A 14,562-nucleotide genomic window follows, 5' to 3' on the forward strand; every position below is an offset into this window, starting at 1 on the left:
CGGTTGGGGCCTTGACAGGCAGAGCATTTCGCCAGGACTTCCTTTCACTAGCCCCTCCCTAGACGCAACCACAGCCGGATGACCACGCCGGAAGCCGAACCCCGCGCCCACCAACTGCGGGAGGTAAGCCGGGTACGGCACACGACGTGCCCAGCACTGCTCGGAGGAAAACCTGGGTAGGCACACCCACCCGAGCACCCGCAACAATGGGCGAAAGCACTGGTAGGCACACCGACCGAGCACCCGCAACAATGGGCGGAAGCACTGGTAGGCGCACCCCCTTGGGTACCCCAACACCGAAAACCGTCACCCCAACGCAACACCCACACCAAACCGAGCCCAGCTCCAAACGAACCGCGGCAGGAACACCCCTTCAGCACCCGCGGCGTCGAAAGAGAACTCACGGCGCTGATCGGATTCGCGGGTGGTGGCACATAGCGTTCGCACGCCTCACATAGGCGGTGCCTATGTGAGGCGTGCAAAGCATGTGTGGCGCTAGTCAGGGGCAGCGAAAGCGGCTTCCCGAACCCGGAAGGGCCGGGGTCGGTTTCCCGCGCCCGGCCCTGAACTCACGCGGTGGCGGCGAACGCGGGCCGATTCACCGCGGGTTCCACCACCGGCTCGATGGCGTAGGCCAGGATGTCCGCCACGTCGGCGACCGGTCGAACATCCAGCGCCGCAAGCACTTCGGCGGGCACCTCGTCCAGATCCGGCTCGTTGCGGGCCGGAATGAACACAGTCTTCAACCCGGCGCGCTGCGCGGCGAGCAGCTTCTGCTTCACGCCGCCGATCGGCAGGACCCGACCGTTCAGCGTGACCTCGCCGGTCATGCCGACGTCCGAGCGCACTTGGCGGCCGAGGGCCAGCGACACCAAGGCGGTGACCATGGTGACGCCCGCGGACGGACCGTCCTTGGGCACCGCGCCCGCCGGGAAGTGGATGTGGATGTTGCGGTCGAGCACCGACGGTTCGATGCCGATCTCCTCCAGGTGCGAGCGCACGTAGGTCAGCGCGATCTGCGCCGATTCCTTCATGACGTCGCCGAGCTGGCCGGTCAGGGTCAGCGAGCGCTCGCCCTCGGCGGCGTTGGCCTCGATGTAGAGGACGTCACCGCCCGCGCCGGTCACCGCGAGGCCGGTCGCCACGCCGGGGACCGCGGTCCGCTCCACCGAATCCGGGGTGAACCGGGGACGGCCGAGGTAGTCCTTCAGATCGCCGAGACCGATGGTCAGGTGGCCGGAAGAGATCGTGTCGTAGCCGAGTTCGGGGTCGTAACCCAGACCGATGTCGGACACCGTTGCGCCGGAACCGACTTCGTCCTCCGCGAGCCGAGTCGCGGCCTTCCGCAACGCCTTCGCGATCAGGCGCTCCATCTGCCGCACGCCCGCTTCCCTGGTGTAGTTCGCCGCGATCTCGCGCAACGCCTCCTGGGTGATCGAAACCTCCTCGGCGGTCAGCGCATTACGCTCGAGCTGGCGCGGAATCAGGAAGTCGCGGGCGATCGCGACCTTGTCGGCCTCGGTGTAACCGTCGACCGTGATCAGCTCCATGCGGTCGAGCAGCGGACCGGGGATGGTCTCCATGACGTTGGCCGTCGCGATGAACAGCACGTCGGACAGGTCGAGATCCAGGTCCAGGTAGTGATCGCGGAAGGTGTGGTTCTGCGCCGGATCGAGCACCTCGAGCAGGGCCGCCGCCGGGTCGCCGCGGAAATCGGAACCGACCTTGTCGATCTCGTCGAGCAGCACGACCGGGTTCATCGAGCCCGCCTCCTTCATGGCGCGCACGATGCGGCCGGGGAGGGCGCCGACGTAGGTGCGGCGGTGGCCGCGGATCTCCGCCTCGTCGCGCACGCCACCCAGGGCGACGCGAACGAACTTGCGCCCCAAGGCCCGTGCGACGGACTCACCCAGCGAGGTCTTGCCGACACCGGGCGGACCGACCAGCACGAGCACCGCGCCGGAGCCGCGTCCACCGACGACCTCCAGCCCGCGCTGCGCGCGCCTGGCCCGCACCGCCAGGTACTCGACCATGCGGTCCTTGACCTCGTCCAGGCCGTGGTGATCGGCGTCGAGCACCGCGCGGGCGGCGGAGACGTCGGTGGAATCGGTGGTCTTCTCGTTCCACGGCAGCTCGAGCACGGTGTCCAGCCAGGTCCGGATCCAGCCGGATTCCGGGCTCTGGTCGCTGGACCGCTCCAGCCTGCCGACCTCGCGCAGCGCCGCCTCGCGGACGGACTCGGGCAGGTCGGCCTGCTCCACACGCGTGCGGTAGTCCTCGGCGCCATCCGGCTCGTCCTCGCCGAGCTCCTTGCGAATGGCGTTGAGCTGCTGGCGAAGCAGGAACTCGCGCTGGCTCTTCTCCACGTTCTCGCGGACCTCGTCACTGATCTTCTCGGTGACCTCGGCCTCGGCGATGTGCGTCTTGGTCCACTCGATGAGCGTGGTCAGGCGCTTGGCGACCTCGGGAGTCTCGAGCAGTTCGCGCTTCTGCTCGGGGGTCAGGTACGGCGCGTAGCCCGCGGTGTCGGCGATCGCGGACGGGTCGGTCAGCTGGTTGACCGCGTCGATGATCTGCCACGCCTCGCGACGCTGCAGCACCGAGACGACAAGCTTCTTGTATTCGGCGGCCAGCTCCTTGGTCCGGCCGTCCGGCGCCGGATTCTCGACCGGTTCGGCCTCGACCCACAGCGCGGCGCCCGGCCCGGTGACCCCGTGGCCGATCTTGGCGCGCCGCTCCGCCTTCAGGACCGCCGCGGGCGCGCCACCGCGCATCCGGCCGACCTGTTCGATGGTCGCGACGACGCCGTAAGAGGCATAGCCCTCGGTCAGTCGCGGCGCGAGCAGCACCGCCTCGGACTTGGCTGCGCGCGCGGCGTCGATCGCGGCCTGCGCCGATTCGTCCAGTTCGATGGGCACGACCATGCCCGGCAGCACGATCGGATCGGTCAGGAACAGCACCGGCAGATTCTGAGGTGTAGTCACGTCTTCGACCCTTCCAAAAGTTGAGCGATGCCTACTCAACCCCACCCTTCCCGTCTTTGTTCCGCGCCCTCATGGACGTTCGCTCAGAGCGAAGACAGAACGGAACCTCGGCCGTCTGTGACAGTTCCCGCTCCCGCGTTGACACCCTCGCAATCGCAATGAGAATGTGGGGTCCTCTTCAGCTCGCGCCATTAGGGGGATCCCAGGATGACCACTCTCGCCTCAGGGGTGTTCATCGACTGGGAAGAGCTCACCGGCCAGACGAAGTTCGTCGTCGACCTGGTCACTTTCCCGATTTTCAGCGCGCTCGCCGGCTGGCTGACCAACTGGACCGGCGTGCTGATGCTCTTCTGGCCGGTACAGTTCCGCGGCTTCCGCGTGCCGGGCCTGCACGTGCTGTACCCGTACCTGCCGCGGCGGGTGCAGGTGCTGCCGACCTTCTCCGGCGACGGCCGCCAACTCGGCTTCCAAGGCTTCATTCCGGCGCGCGCGGAGAAGATGGCGAGCATCTGCGTCGACAAGGCGCTGATGCGAATCGGCAGTCCACGGGACTTCATCCACGAGCTCGACCTGTACGGCATCGCCGACTACATCGCCGAGCTGGCGCGTAAACAGGTGCAACCGCTCGTCGACGAGGTGATGTACCGGGAGAACCCGGACCTGTGGCGCTCGGTGCCGCGGCAGATGCGACAGGTCATCTACCAGCGGGTGGACCGGCAGCTGCCGAAGTTGACGCGCCGGGCCTTCGATTCGCTCGGCGACAACATCGATCAGCTCATCGACATCAAGAGCTTCGTCATCCGCTACCTGCGCGAGAACCCGGACATCCTCAAGGACCTCACCACCACCATCGCCGCCCCCGAGCTGAAGTTCATGGTGCGCATCGGCTTCCTCGGCGCGCCGTTCGGTCTGCTGATGGCGCTGTATCTGCACGTGCACGACCGCATTCCGGTGCTCGGCTGGGTCCCTGCCTGGGTGATCGTCCTGCTCAGTGCGGCGGCGATCGGCGTCATCGTGAACGTCATCGCGGTGAAGATGGTCTTCGAGCCGGGCGATCCGCAGCCGCGGTACAAGTACCTGTGGCGCCAGGCCCTGCTGGCCAAGCGCCAGCCGCAGGCCGCGACCGACCTCGCGCGCATCCTGGCGTACCAGGTGCTCACGCTGCCGAACCTGGCGTCGGAACTGCTGGACGGTCCGAACGGCGACAAGACACGCCAGCTCGTCGAGCGGCTGATCTCCGAGGAGATCCACCGTCAGCTCGGGCCGACGCACTCGATGGTGCGCGCGGCGTTCGGCAAACGGCAGTTCGACAATCTCAAGGTCGGCGCGGCCGGTGCCGCTGTCGCGTTGGCGCCGAGCATGATCGAGGACGAGGAGTTCGCGCGCGAGCAGGCGAAGAAGATCGACGAGTTCGCCGCGCGCAAGTTGCAGCAGCTGAGCCCCGGCGAGTTCATGGAGATGTTCTACGCCTCGGTGGAGCAGGACGCCTGGCTGCTGTACCTGCACGGCGCCGTGCTCGGGTTGGTCGTCGGCGCGGCCCACCTGGTGCTTTTCGGGTGGTAGACCACGCGGGAAATACAAGCACGCGTGCTTGCATTTTTTCCGCGCCGCTGCGATGCTGGGTCACACCAGGCACACGCGGCGGTGTGCCCGCGATCGGCAAGGGAACTCATGGCTGACCTCGAGGCGCTGCTCGGCGATTTCGCCGACGAATGCGCGGACCTGGAACGACTTGTCGCCCCGCTGGCGCCCGCGGACTGGGCCCGGCCGACGCCCGCGCCCGGCTGGCGCATCGCCCACCAGATCGGGCACCTGACCTGGACCGACGAGGTCGCGACCATCGCCGCCTCCGATGCCGACGAGTTCGCGAAACAGGTCGCCGCCGCCGCGCCCAAGGCGCTGACCTTCGTCGACGAGGCGGCCGAGGAAGCCGCCGCGGCCCCGCCCGCCGAACTGCTCGAGCGCTGGCGCGCCGGACGCAAGACGCTGATCGAGGCGCTGCGCGCGGTACCTGCCGGGACCAAGCTGCCGTGGTTCGGCCCGCCGATGAGCCCGGCCTCGATGATCACCGCGCGGCTCATGGAGACGTGGGCACACGGCCAGGACGTGGCCGACGCCCTCGGCGTGACGCGCGAGCCGACCGCGCGGTTGCGCAGCGTGGCCCACCTCGGCGTGCGGACCAGGAACTTCGCCTATTCGGTGCGGGGCAAGACGGCGCCCGCCGAGGAGTTCCGCGTCGAACTCACCGCGCCGGACGACTCGGTGTGGACGTGGGGTCCGGAGGACGCGGCGCAGCGGGTGAGCGGGCCCGCGTTGGACTTCTGCCTGCTCGTCACCCAGCGCCGCCACCCCGACGACTTGGCGGTGCGCGCCGAAGGCCCGGATGCGCAGGAGTGGTTGACGATCGCCCAGGTCTTCGCGGGACCGTCCGGGGAGGGCCGGGCCGCAGGGCAATTCGCCTGACCGCTGCCGAAATGGCAGGCAGCCCGGCCGGACAACGTCCGACCGGGCTTCACCCGACCCGATCCGAGAACTCGGGAGCGGGCGAGCGCCACACTTGGGTGCGCCGTTCGCGTCGACGGCCGGACGCCGTTGGCCGGGTGTCTAAGAGTGGCAGTCGAGAATGACGCTCGCCAGCTAACCGGTTTTTACCCCCTCGTCAGATGCCGGAAACATCCGTAGCGCGGTCTATTGTGATCCTGCTCGCACGGATGCCGTCCAAGATCGCGAAGCGTCGTAACCTGGACAGGCGTTCGGCTTTCAACGATGCGGGCCGACGACGCGAGGGGAGTCGGGGCGGAGGGAAAGGAACGCATCGTGACGGCACACAAACCTGCTCAGATCGTGCGTCATACCGCGATCGTGTTGGCCGGCGCGGCCAGCCTCAGCCTCACTTTTGTCGCAGGCGCGTACGTCGTGAACCAGATGGCCGACACCCACTCCGGCGCCGGACGAGCCGCGCCGCCGCCCGCGCCGATCGTCGAGCCCTTCGCGCCACACCAGGGTCCGCGACCCGTCGAAACCTTGCTCGCCGGTGAGGCGCACGTGCTGCCGACCTACCAAGCCTCCGTTTTTCCGGCGGAAGCTGTTGTGCCGCAATCAGATCCGGCCGCCGCTCCGGCGCGGCCCACTGGACTCGGCGGGCGCCTCGGCCTCGGCACCGCCTACGTGGGCGCGCAAGTCGCCCCGGTCCGCACCGGCACCGTCGCGTTCACCGTCGACACCAACGCCTTCTCGACGCTCACCGGCCTCGTGCTCTCCGAACCTGTGCGCGACCACCTCGGCATCGACCTGGACCCCACCGGAATCACCCAGATCCGCGCCGAAATCGACACCCGCAGCGGCGAAATCGCCTTCGTCCTCTCGGACGCCAACCTCGGCGAACACACCATCGAACTCCAACGCCACCCGGCCCCAACCAACCCGGCCGCCCCCGCCGCTCCGGACGCCCCCGCCGCTCCGGACGCCCCCGCCGCTCTGGACGCCCCCGCCGCTCTGGACGCCCAGGCCGCTCCGGACGCTCCGGACGCTCCGGACGCTCCGGACGCTCCGGACGCTCCGGACGCCCACGCCACCACCATCTGACCCGACTCACCAGCCAGGAGGCTTACGCCACCGCCCAGGGGTGGGTACGAAAAGACCCGCCCCTATCGAGAGGACCGGGATGGAGCCGCCAGTGCAAGAAACTGGCGCGACGAGTCTCGACGCACTTTCTCCCCACCCCGGTACTGTCGGCTGACGTGTACGACTTTTGCGTGATCGGGGGTGGGATCGTCGGGGTGGCGACGGCTCGGCGGCTGGTGGAGCGGTATCCGGGGGCTCGGGTGGTGTTGGTCGAGAAGGCCGGAGCGTTGGGGGTGCATCAGACGGGGCACAACAGCGGGGTGATCCACTCCGGGATCTATTACGAGCCCGGGAGTCTGAAGGCCGAGTTGTGCAGGCGGGGTGCTCATTGGACGAAGGAATTTGCTGCGGCGCAGAGGATTCCGTACGAGGTGTGCGGAAAACTGCTGGTGGCCACCGATGCCGCCGAATACGAACGGATGCTGGCGCTGTACGAGCGCTCGGTCACCAACGGGGTGGAGGTCGAACTCGTCGACGCCGCCGAGCTCGTGCGGCGCGAGCCGCGGATCACCGGCGTCGGCGCGCTTTTCGTGCCGGGCACCGGCATCATCGACTACCGCGAGGTGACCGCGGCACTCGCCGAACAGGTTCGCGCGGCGGGCGGTGAGATCGTGCTGGGCACGGAGGTCACCGCCATCGAGGAGACCGACTCGGCGGTGACGATCACCGGCAAGACCGGCGCGTGGACCGCACGCACCCTGGTGGTCTGCGCCGGACTGCAAGCCGATCGGATGGCGCGACTCGCGGGTCTGCCGATCGACTTTCGCATCGTCCCGTTCCGCGGCGAGTACTACCAGCTGCCGCCCGAACGCGCCGGTCTGGTGCGCACGCTGATCTATCCGGTGCCCGACCCGAACCTGCCGTTCCTCGGCGTGCACCTGAGCCCGACCATCGACGGCGAGCTCACCGTCGGACCCAACGCGGTGCTCGGCCTTGCGCGCGAGGGCTATCGAAAGGGGAGCGTCGACCTGCGCGACGCCAAAGAGGTCGTGGGCTTTCCCGGCGTGCACCGGGTCGCCCGCGCGCACTTCAAAACGGGTCTGCGCGAACTGCGCAATTCGGTGTTCAAGCGCGGCTACCTGGCCGAATGTCGCCGGTACTGCCCGGAACTCACCGCCGCCGACCTGCGACCGCGCCCGGCAGGCATCCGCGCGCAGGCGGTGTTGCGCGACGGCACCCTGGTCCACGACTTCATGATCGAACGCACCGCGCGCTCGGTGCACGTGCTCAACGCGCCCTCGCCCGCGGCGACCTCGGCCATGCCCATCGCGGAGTACATCGTCGACCTGATCTGACGAAACGCCGACCGCGGAAACCGGACCGGAAATACGCAGAGAACCAAGCAACCGGCCGGTCGCGATATGGAAAGGACTGCTACCCGAAATCCTCCCAACCCCTCGAATAAAGAGGAGAGCTGTAGTACTTTTGTCCGCAGCCGTGGATCAGGGAGGGCCTATGGGCCACATCAAGTACGCGAGTGACGTCGGGGCACCCGTCGAAGTGGCGTTCACGTACACGGACAACCACCTGTTCGTGCCGGACTGGATGTTCGGCGTCGCCTCCTTCGAGCCCACCGGCGAACTGGACCAAGGTCCCGGCGCCCGCTTCGCTACAACGGTCCGACTCGGTCTCTGGCGTCCGACGATCCCCTGCGAGATCACCGAATATCGCCGCAACGTGGTGATCGGGTATACGCTGCGTGGGCGGTTGTCGGGAACGCTGACGCTGCGTTTCGACCCGCTCGGCTATGGACGGTCGGTGCTGACCTCCGAAGCGGAGTACGCTGCACCTCGCGGCTTCCTCGGCCGCATGTGCGCGGGCTTGGTCGACAATGCCGTGCGATCGGCGTTACGTCGCACCGAGTCGCAATTGCGAAGGGAGATAGAGGAATTCCACGGTACCGATCTTGTCGGTCGGATTGCGTAGGGTGCCAGCCATGATCATCGTGAGCACCGACGGATCCTGCCTCCGAAATCCCGGCGGCGCTATCGGCTGGGCTTGGGTCAATCATCAGGGGGGCGCCTCGCGCAGCGGGGGAGCCGCGACGGGGACGAATCAGATCGCCGAGCTACGCGCGGTCCTGGAGGCCATCGAGGCACACCCCGGCGCCGAACCCCTTCTGATCGAAAGCGATTCGCTCTACGCGATCAAGTGCGCGTCGGAATGGATCTCGAGCTGGCGGCTGAACGGCTGGCGCACGTCTACCGGCGGCGCCGTCAAGAACGTGGAGATCATCAAGCAGATCGACCGCGCCATCGCGAGCAGGCCGGGTCCGGTCCGATTCCGTTGGGTGCGCGGCCATGTCGGCAACTACTTCAACGAGATGGCTGACACCCTCGCGGGCGAAGCGGCGCGGAAGGCCGCGGCTTCGGCGTCCGCCGCCGAGGTCGACGCCACCGAACTCGCCGCGGTGGATACGCCGAAAACCACGGTGCCGCTGGCGAAGACGACCGTGCCGCTGTCGGTGACGCTGGCGAAAAGCGCTGCACCGCAACAGCGAAATGCCGCACCGCAACAGAAGACCACCGGGCCGCGGGCCTCGGGGAAGGCGGTCGCGTCGGCTCCTCAGACTTTGACTCTGTTCTGAGCAGCTCCGCGACCGCAGGAGGACCGCCCGAAAGACCTCCGGCGGTGGTGACTGGGCCCACCGCCGGAGGCGCTTTCGGAGAACTGTCGAGCGATCAGTTGCCTGGCTGCGGCTGCGGCTGCTCGGTCGGGGCCGGAGCGGGCGCGGGCGCACCGCCGGGCAGGCCGGTGCCGCCGCCCTTCAGCATCGGCGAGTCGAGCTTGGCCACCTTCCACTTGCCGTCCTCGTTCTTCAGGTCGGCGACGATGACCACGAACTGCCGATCCGGCTGCTGCTGAGTGAAGTTGGTACGGAACTGGGTCAGCGTCACCAGCACCTTGGCTTCGCTGGTGTCACCGGACTGGTACCCGCACTGCACGTCGTCGGCCCAGGACTTGACCTGCGCCTGCACCATCGCGTCGGTCAGCGCCGTGGTGGCGTCGGTGAATTCCTTCAGGAACTCGCCGGTGGAGCCCTCCTTGACCTTGGTGAAGTAGCCCTCGAGGTCCTTGGAGTAGTCGTAGACCGAGACGTCGCGGCCGAAATCGCAGGCCGCCCGCGTCGCGTCGTTGACGGCGGCGAGCTCGTCCGACTTCTTCTGTGCCTGCAGGTAGAAGACCACCACCGCGGTGACGGCCGCGACGAGCAGAATGCCCGCGACGAAGGCCGCGATCACCGGCAGCAGATTCGAGCGGTCCTGGCTCGCCGCGGGTGTCGGCTTCGGCTTCGGCTCGCTCTTCGTCTGCTTCTCGCCCGCCTTCCCCAGGTCAAGCTTGGCCGTCGCCGCGTCGCTCGCCCCCGCCGCGTCGGTCGCGGCGCTCTCCTCGGCGGTCTTCTTCGTGGTCTCGGCGTCTTTATTGGTGTCGGCGTCGTCGGTGGACATCGATAAATCCTGCTCTTTCCCGGCGCGCGCACGCACCGATTCGGCTGGCCGGCCCGCATGGGCAAACCGTACGGGTTCTACCAGCGAGTATGCCGGGCCGACCGGACAGCCGGTGGCCCGGGTCACTCACCGCACCGGGGGAAGGGTCCGCTCGTTGGGATCCACACCCGGAGGCATCTGGGCGCCGTTGTTCGGCACGTTCGGTCGCGGCGCGTTGGCGGCGCCACGGATCTGCTGACCCGGCGGCGGGTTCACGCAGTAGTTCCACTTCGGGATGCTGCCGTCCTGGACGACCTCGTTGCGGATCTGCGGGGTGTTGTAGGTGCAGTACGGCCGGGGCCAGATATCGATCATCGCGTGGAACTCGTTGTCCCACGCCGGGACACCGAGCGCCTCGGCGCCGAGCGCGAGCGACGGGAACAACGCGCGCAGCGCGGGCAGGCGCAACTGCGCGGCCTTGGTGATGGCGACGAAGTTGGTGACCAGGCTGGTGATCGGGTCCGCGGTCTTGTCCAGCACGGCGCCGAGGCTCTCCAGCTGTCCCGGGCCCGAGTCCAGCACGCCCTGCAGCTCCGCGTTGGCCGCGTTGAACTGTGCGAACAGTTCCCCGGAGTTGGCGGTGAGAATGGCGAGATCCGGCTGCGCCTGCGACGTGGTGTCGGCGATGGTGCGCAGGTTGGTGATCAGGCTGGTGGTCTGCGGCAGCAGCGAGTCGAGGCCGGACGTGGCCAGACTGATGCCGTTGACCAGACCGCGCAGCTGATCCGGGCCGCCGCTGAGCGCGATGTCCAGCTCCGCGAGGATGACGCTGAACTTGTCCGGATCGACCTGCGCGATCAGCGCGCTGGTGTTGTCCAGCACCGACCACACCGGCGTCGGCGTCTTGACGGTCTCTGGATCGAACTGGACGACGGCGCCGTCGGCGAGGAACGGTCCGTCCTCGGTGCCGGGCCGGAAGTCGATGTACTGCTCACCGGCGGCAGACAGCGCCTGCACCGCCACGTCGGTGTCGACCGGGATCTTGTATCGGCTGTCGATCTCGGCGCGGGCGGCGATGGCCTGGCCGCGGTCGGTCAGCTCGATCGAGGTGACCTTGCCGACGCGGTAGCCGCGCAGGGTCACGTCGTTGCCCGGCTGCAGACCGCCGGAGCGGTCCAGGTTCACCGTCACGGTGTAGCTGGACCGCAGCGGATTGATCCGCATGACGCTCACCAGCAGGTACGACGCGCCGACGAGCAGCACGAGCACCAGGCCGATCCCCGAGAGGATCAGCTTGTTCGACCAGATCTTCGAGACCGCGCTCACCGGTGGCCCCCCGTCACCCGCTGCTGCACGAGTTGCAGCACCTGGATCAGGCTGCCCGCGAAGTCCTGCAGGTCTTCCAGGTTCGGCAGCCTGCCGTGCTGCGGGTCGGTCAGCGCGCTGATATCGAGGTTCGTCGCGGTGGCGTAGACGGCGAAGCTGCGGCCGCGGAAGGTGGCGTCGACCTTCGGCCGGATCTCGTGCAGACGGTCCATCAGGAGGCCGAAGTCGTCGCCGGTTCGCGCGAGCGCGTCCATCAGCGCCTGGGTGTTGTCCAGCAGGCTGGCCAGCTGGTCACCCGTGGTGTCGGAGTAGTCGCCGAGCGCGGCGCTGGTCTCCGAGATCTTGGTCAGCAGTTCGCCGATCGCCCGGTTGTTCTCGGCGACGGCGCCGATCATCTGGGGCAGCGTGTCGGCGACCTGACCAAGTTCCGCTCGCCGCGACTCGAGGGTGGTCGCCAGCGTGCTGAACTGGTTCAGCACCGAGTCGACGCGGGCGGTGTTGTCGTTCAAACTGCCGACCACACCGGTCAATTCGTTGATCAGGTGCGCGACCTGCGGCCCGCGCCCGCCGACGATGGAATCCAGCTCCGAGGTCAGCTTGGTGAGCGAGGCGATGCCGCCGCCGTTGAACAGCATGGACACCGAGATGAGCAGCTGCTCGACGGAGGCGCCCGCCGAGGTGTCCTCGATCGTCAGTGTGTCGCCGTCGTGCAGCATCGGCGCGCCCGGCTCGACCTTCGGCTTGGACAGCGCGACGAACACGTCACCGAGCGGGGTGGCCTGGCGCAGTTCGGCGGTGCTGCCCTTGGGCAACTCGATATCGCTGCGGATGCTCAGGTCGACGACGGCCTGGAAGTTCTTGGTCGTGATGCCGGTGACCACACCGACATCCGAACCACCGATCTTCACCTTGGCTTGGTCGGGCAGGTTCAGCGCGTTCTCGAACACTGCCTGCACGGTGTAGGTCTCGCCCGCCTGTCCCGGCTTGGGCAGCGGCAGGTCTTCGACGGTGAACCCGCAGCCGGAGGTGATGCCCACCCCGGCCACCGCCGCGATGGCGACGAGCGCCCTGCGTGCCTTGATCGTCATGCGGTACGTCATTTCGTCAGTCCAAGCAGTGCGGCGGTGAGCCCGTAGTCGGGTCCGAAGTCCTGCATATTTCCGGTGCGGCACCCGTCGGCCTTCATCTGGATCCGCTCGCAGAACAGGGCGACGATCTCGCCGTTGAGCGCGGTGCCGATGATGGCGTGCAGCCGCACGAAGCGGCCCTCGCGGTTGATGATCCTGTCGATGTTCTGCATCGCCATCGGGGCCACGTCGGCGACCTCGGTGAGGCCGTAGGCGTTGTCCCGCAGCTGGTTGGTGACGTTGGTCAGACCGGCGAGGCTGGCGGCCAGCTCGCCCTGGTAGTCACCGAGCGTCGTACTCGTGTTGGCCAGGAAGTCGTTGAGCTGGTCGAGCGTGGCCTGCAGACCCGGGGCTTGCTCGGCGAGCAGCCCGGTCATCTGGGTCACGCGGTTGCTGAAATCGCGCACGGACTGGTCGTTCTCGGCCAGCATCGTCGTCAGCTCGTTGAGCTGGATGATGATGTTGGAGATCGCGTCCTTGTTGTCGACGCCGACCTTCAGCGCGCCGGACAGCGCGTTGAGGGTGTCGCGCATCTTCTCGCCGTTGCCGTTCATCATCGGGTACAGCACCCGTCCGGAAAGCGGACCGAGACCCTCGACGCCTTCCTGCGGCTTGAGCGCCGCCGCGAACTGATCGATGGTCTTGATCATCGTGTCGAGTTCGACGGGAGTCCTGGTGCGCGCCTTCGGCAGGTGGGTGCCGTCGGTCATCGTCTCGCCCTCGGTGTAGACGGGGGTGAGTTCGATGTGCCGATCGGTGACGATCGACGGCGAGACGATCGCCGCCTCGGCGTTCTTCGGAATCTTCACGCCGGAATCGACCGACAGGTGCACCTCGACGAGGGTGCCCTTCGGCACGATCTTGTCGACCTTGCCGACCTGGAGCCCGAGCACCGTGATCGGGTTGCCCTCGTAGATGCCCGCGATGTTCTCGAAGTCGGCGGTGATCTTCATCGTGCCGCCGAGCGCGTCGTTGACCGAGGTCGGTAGCAACGAGCAGCTGCCGACGGTGAGGGCCGCGGCGCTGATCGCGACCAGCTTGGCGGCGGATCTCAGCTTGGCAGCGGTGGCGAATTTCATCACTGGCACCCCTCGATAGCTTGGGCGAAGCACAACCAGTTGTCCGGGAACAGCCACGGCAGACCCACGTCGCCGTACGGGCCGCTGCCACCCCACGAGTTGGCCAGGTAGCGCACGGTCGGCGGAAGCAACGACAGGATCCGGTCCAGATTGTCCTTGTTCTTCTGCAGACCCTCGGCCATCGTGTTCAGCTGCTGAATGGTCGGGCCGAGCTGACCTTCGTTCTGCGCGCCGATCTCCTGCAGCTGCCTGGTCAGCGCCGCGATGTTGTCGAGCAGCTGGCGCAGCAGGTCTTGGCGCTCCATCACCCGGTTGGCGATGGCCTCGCCCTGGGTGATCACCAGCAGCACACTGTTGCGGTTCTCGCCGAGGATCGTGGTGACCCGGTCCAGGTCCTTGAGCAGCTTGTCGACCTCCTCGCGGCGGGTGTCGATCACCTTCGCCAGCGCGCCGACGCTGTCCAGCGCCTGCGCGGTCAGCTCGGGCGAGTCACCCATCGACTGGTTGATCACGTTCAGCGATTCGGCCAGCTTCGCGGTGTCGAGCGCCTCGAACTTCGGCGTGCCGATCTGCACCACGTCGGCGAGGTTGTACGGAACCGCGGTGTTGGACACCGGGATTCGGCCGTCCTTCAGGCCGGAGCCGTCGCCGGGATCCAGGTCGACGTACCTGGCGCCGAGCAGCGTCGCCATCTTGATCGAGGCGCGGGCGTCGGGGCCGAGCTTGACGTTGTTGTCGACGTTCATCGTGAGCAGCACGTGGCTGCCCTCGAGCTTCGCGCCGGTCACGGTGCCGACCGGAACGCCCGCGGCGTTGACCTTGTCGCCGACCTTGATCCCGGCCGCCTGCACGAACTCGGCCTTGACCGTCTGATCGCCGACACCGAGCATCCGGATGATGCCCGAGGCCATCAGCAGCACCACGATCAGCACGGCGCCGATGATGCCGAGCCAGAAGTAGCGGTTGCTGTCGAAGCGGTTCCTCATCTTCGCGA

Annotated in this window: 12 protein-coding genes; 6 read left to right on the plus strand and 6 right to left on the minus strand. The window is 67.7% G+C overall.

Annotation, left to right across the window (positions count from 1 at the left end):
- Positions 1-569: 569 nt before the first annotated feature.
- Positions 570-2,924, minus strand: coding sequence for an endopeptidase La (lon, locus tag NAM01S_RS16685; RefSeq protein ID WP_067786404.1), 2,355 nt, complete (start codon positions 2,922-2,924; stop codon positions 570-572).
- 267 nt (positions 2,925-3,191) lie between these two features.
- On the opposite strand from lon, the gene NAM01S_RS16690 reads away from it, so the two are divergent.
- The 6 genes from NAM01S_RS16690 (at position 3,192) to NAM01S_RS16715 (ending at position 9,195) form a co-directional block, all read left to right on the plus strand.
- Positions 3,192-4,547, plus strand: coding sequence for a DUF445 domain-containing protein (locus NAM01S_RS16690; protein ID WP_067786240.1), 1,356 nt, complete (start codon positions 3,192-3,194; stop codon positions 4,545-4,547).
- A 108-nt stretch (positions 4,548-4,655) separates the two neighbouring features.
- Positions 4,656-5,447: a TIGR03084 family metal-binding protein gene (locus tag NAM01S_RS16695; RefSeq protein ID WP_067786242.1), complete on the plus strand. Its 792-nt coding sequence runs from the start codon at positions 4,656-4,658 to the stop codon at positions 5,445-5,447.
- Between the two features lie 354 nt (positions 5,448-5,801).
- Entirely contained in the window at positions 5,802-6,569 is a 768-nt protein-coding gene (locus tag NAM01S_RS35055; RefSeq protein ID WP_157107768.1) for a hypothetical protein, read from the plus strand.
- A gap of 170 nt (positions 6,570-6,739) precedes the next feature.
- Entirely contained in the window at positions 6,740-7,903 is a 1,164-nt protein-coding gene (lhgD, locus tag NAM01S_RS16705) for an L-2-hydroxyglutarate dehydrogenase (protein ID WP_253798937.1), read from the plus strand.
- A 160-nt stretch (positions 7,904-8,063) separates the two neighbouring features.
- Positions 8,064-8,534: an SRPBCC family protein gene (locus tag NAM01S_RS16710; RefSeq protein ID WP_067786248.1), complete on the plus strand. Its 471-nt coding sequence runs from the start codon at positions 8,064-8,066 to the stop codon at positions 8,532-8,534.
- 10 nt (positions 8,535-8,544) lie between these two features.
- The gene (locus NAM01S_RS16715) at positions 8,545-9,195 is read left to right on the plus strand and encodes a ribonuclease H family protein (protein ID WP_067786249.1); all 651 of its coding nucleotides are present in this window, start codon (positions 8,545-8,547) and stop codon (positions 9,193-9,195) included.
- 94 nt (positions 9,196-9,289) lie between these two features.
- On the opposite strand, the gene NAM01S_RS16720 is transcribed toward NAM01S_RS16715, so the two are convergent.
- From NAM01S_RS16720 to NAM01S_RS16740, 5 genes are all read right to left on the minus strand, one after another.
- Entirely contained in the window at positions 9,290-10,057 is a 768-nt protein-coding gene (locus tag NAM01S_RS16720) for a hypothetical protein (RefSeq protein WP_067786252.1), read from the minus strand.
- A 126-nt stretch (positions 10,058-10,183) separates the two neighbouring features.
- The gene (locus tag NAM01S_RS16725) at positions 10,184-11,362 is read right to left on the minus strand and encodes an MlaD family protein (RefSeq protein ID WP_067786254.1); all 1,179 of its coding nucleotides are present in this window, start codon (positions 11,360-11,362) and stop codon (positions 10,184-10,186) included.
- The gene (locus NAM01S_RS16730; protein ID WP_067786408.1) at positions 11,359-12,450 is read right to left on the minus strand and encodes an MlaD family protein; all 1,092 of its coding nucleotides are present in this window, start codon (positions 12,448-12,450) and stop codon (positions 11,359-11,361) included. The genes NAM01S_RS16725 and NAM01S_RS16730 overlap by 4 nt, the downstream gene beginning before the upstream one ends.
- An 8-nt stretch (positions 12,451-12,458) precedes the next feature.
- On the minus strand, positions 12,459-13,568 hold the full coding sequence (locus tag NAM01S_RS16735) for an MlaD family protein (RefSeq protein ID WP_067786256.1): 1,110 nt from the start codon (positions 13,566-13,568) through the stop codon (positions 12,459-12,461).
- Positions 13,568-14,554, minus strand: a complete 987-nt coding sequence (locus NAM01S_RS16740) for an MCE family protein (RefSeq protein WP_301318017.1) — start codon at positions 14,552-14,554, stop codon at positions 13,568-13,570. Before NAM01S_RS16740 ends, NAM01S_RS16735 begins: the two co-directional genes overlap by 1 nt.
- Positions 14,555-14,562: the final 8 nt, after the last annotated feature.

The sequence above is a fragment of the Nocardia amikacinitolerans NBRC 108937 genome (assembly GCF_001612615.1).
GTDB lineage: Bacteria > Actinomycetota > Actinomycetes > Mycobacteriales > Mycobacteriaceae > Nocardia > Nocardia amikacinitolerans.

Excerpts from the sequence above, each read along its gene's own strand:
- NAM01S_RS16690 (WP_067786240.1), top strand. The coding sequence starts at position 3,192 with ATGACCACTCTCGCCTCAGGGGTGTTCATCGACTGGGAAGAGCTCACC.
- NAM01S_RS16695 (WP_067786242.1), top strand. The coding sequence starts at position 4,656 with ATGGCTGACCTCGAGGCGCTGCTCGGCGATTTCGCCGACGAATGCGCG.
- NAM01S_RS16715 (WP_067786249.1), top strand. The coding sequence starts at position 8,545 with ATGATCATCGTGAGCACCGACGGATCCTGCCTCCGAAATCCCGGCGGC.
- lon (WP_067786404.1), bottom strand. The coding sequence starts at position 2,924 with ATGGTCGTGCCCATCGAACTGGACGAATCGGCGCAGGCCGCGATCGAC.
- NAM01S_RS16735 (WP_067786256.1), bottom strand. The coding sequence starts at position 13,568 with ATGAAATTCGCCACCGCTGCCAAGCTGAGATCCGCCGCCAAGCTGGTC.
- NAM01S_RS16730 (WP_067786408.1), bottom strand. The coding sequence starts at position 12,450 with ATGACGATCAAGGCACGCAGGGCGCTCGTCGCCATCGCGGCGGTGGCC.
- NAM01S_RS16720 (WP_067786252.1), bottom strand. The coding sequence starts at position 10,057 with ATGTCCACCGACGACGCCGACACCAATAAAGACGCCGAGACCACGAAG.
- NAM01S_RS16710 (WP_067786248.1), top strand. The coding sequence starts at position 8,064 with ATGGGCCACATCAAGTACGCGAGTGACGTCGGGGCACCCGTCGAAGTG.
- NAM01S_RS16740 (WP_301318017.1), bottom strand. The coding sequence starts at position 14,554 with ATGAGGAACCGCTTCGACAGCAACCGCTACTTCTGGCTCGGCATCATC.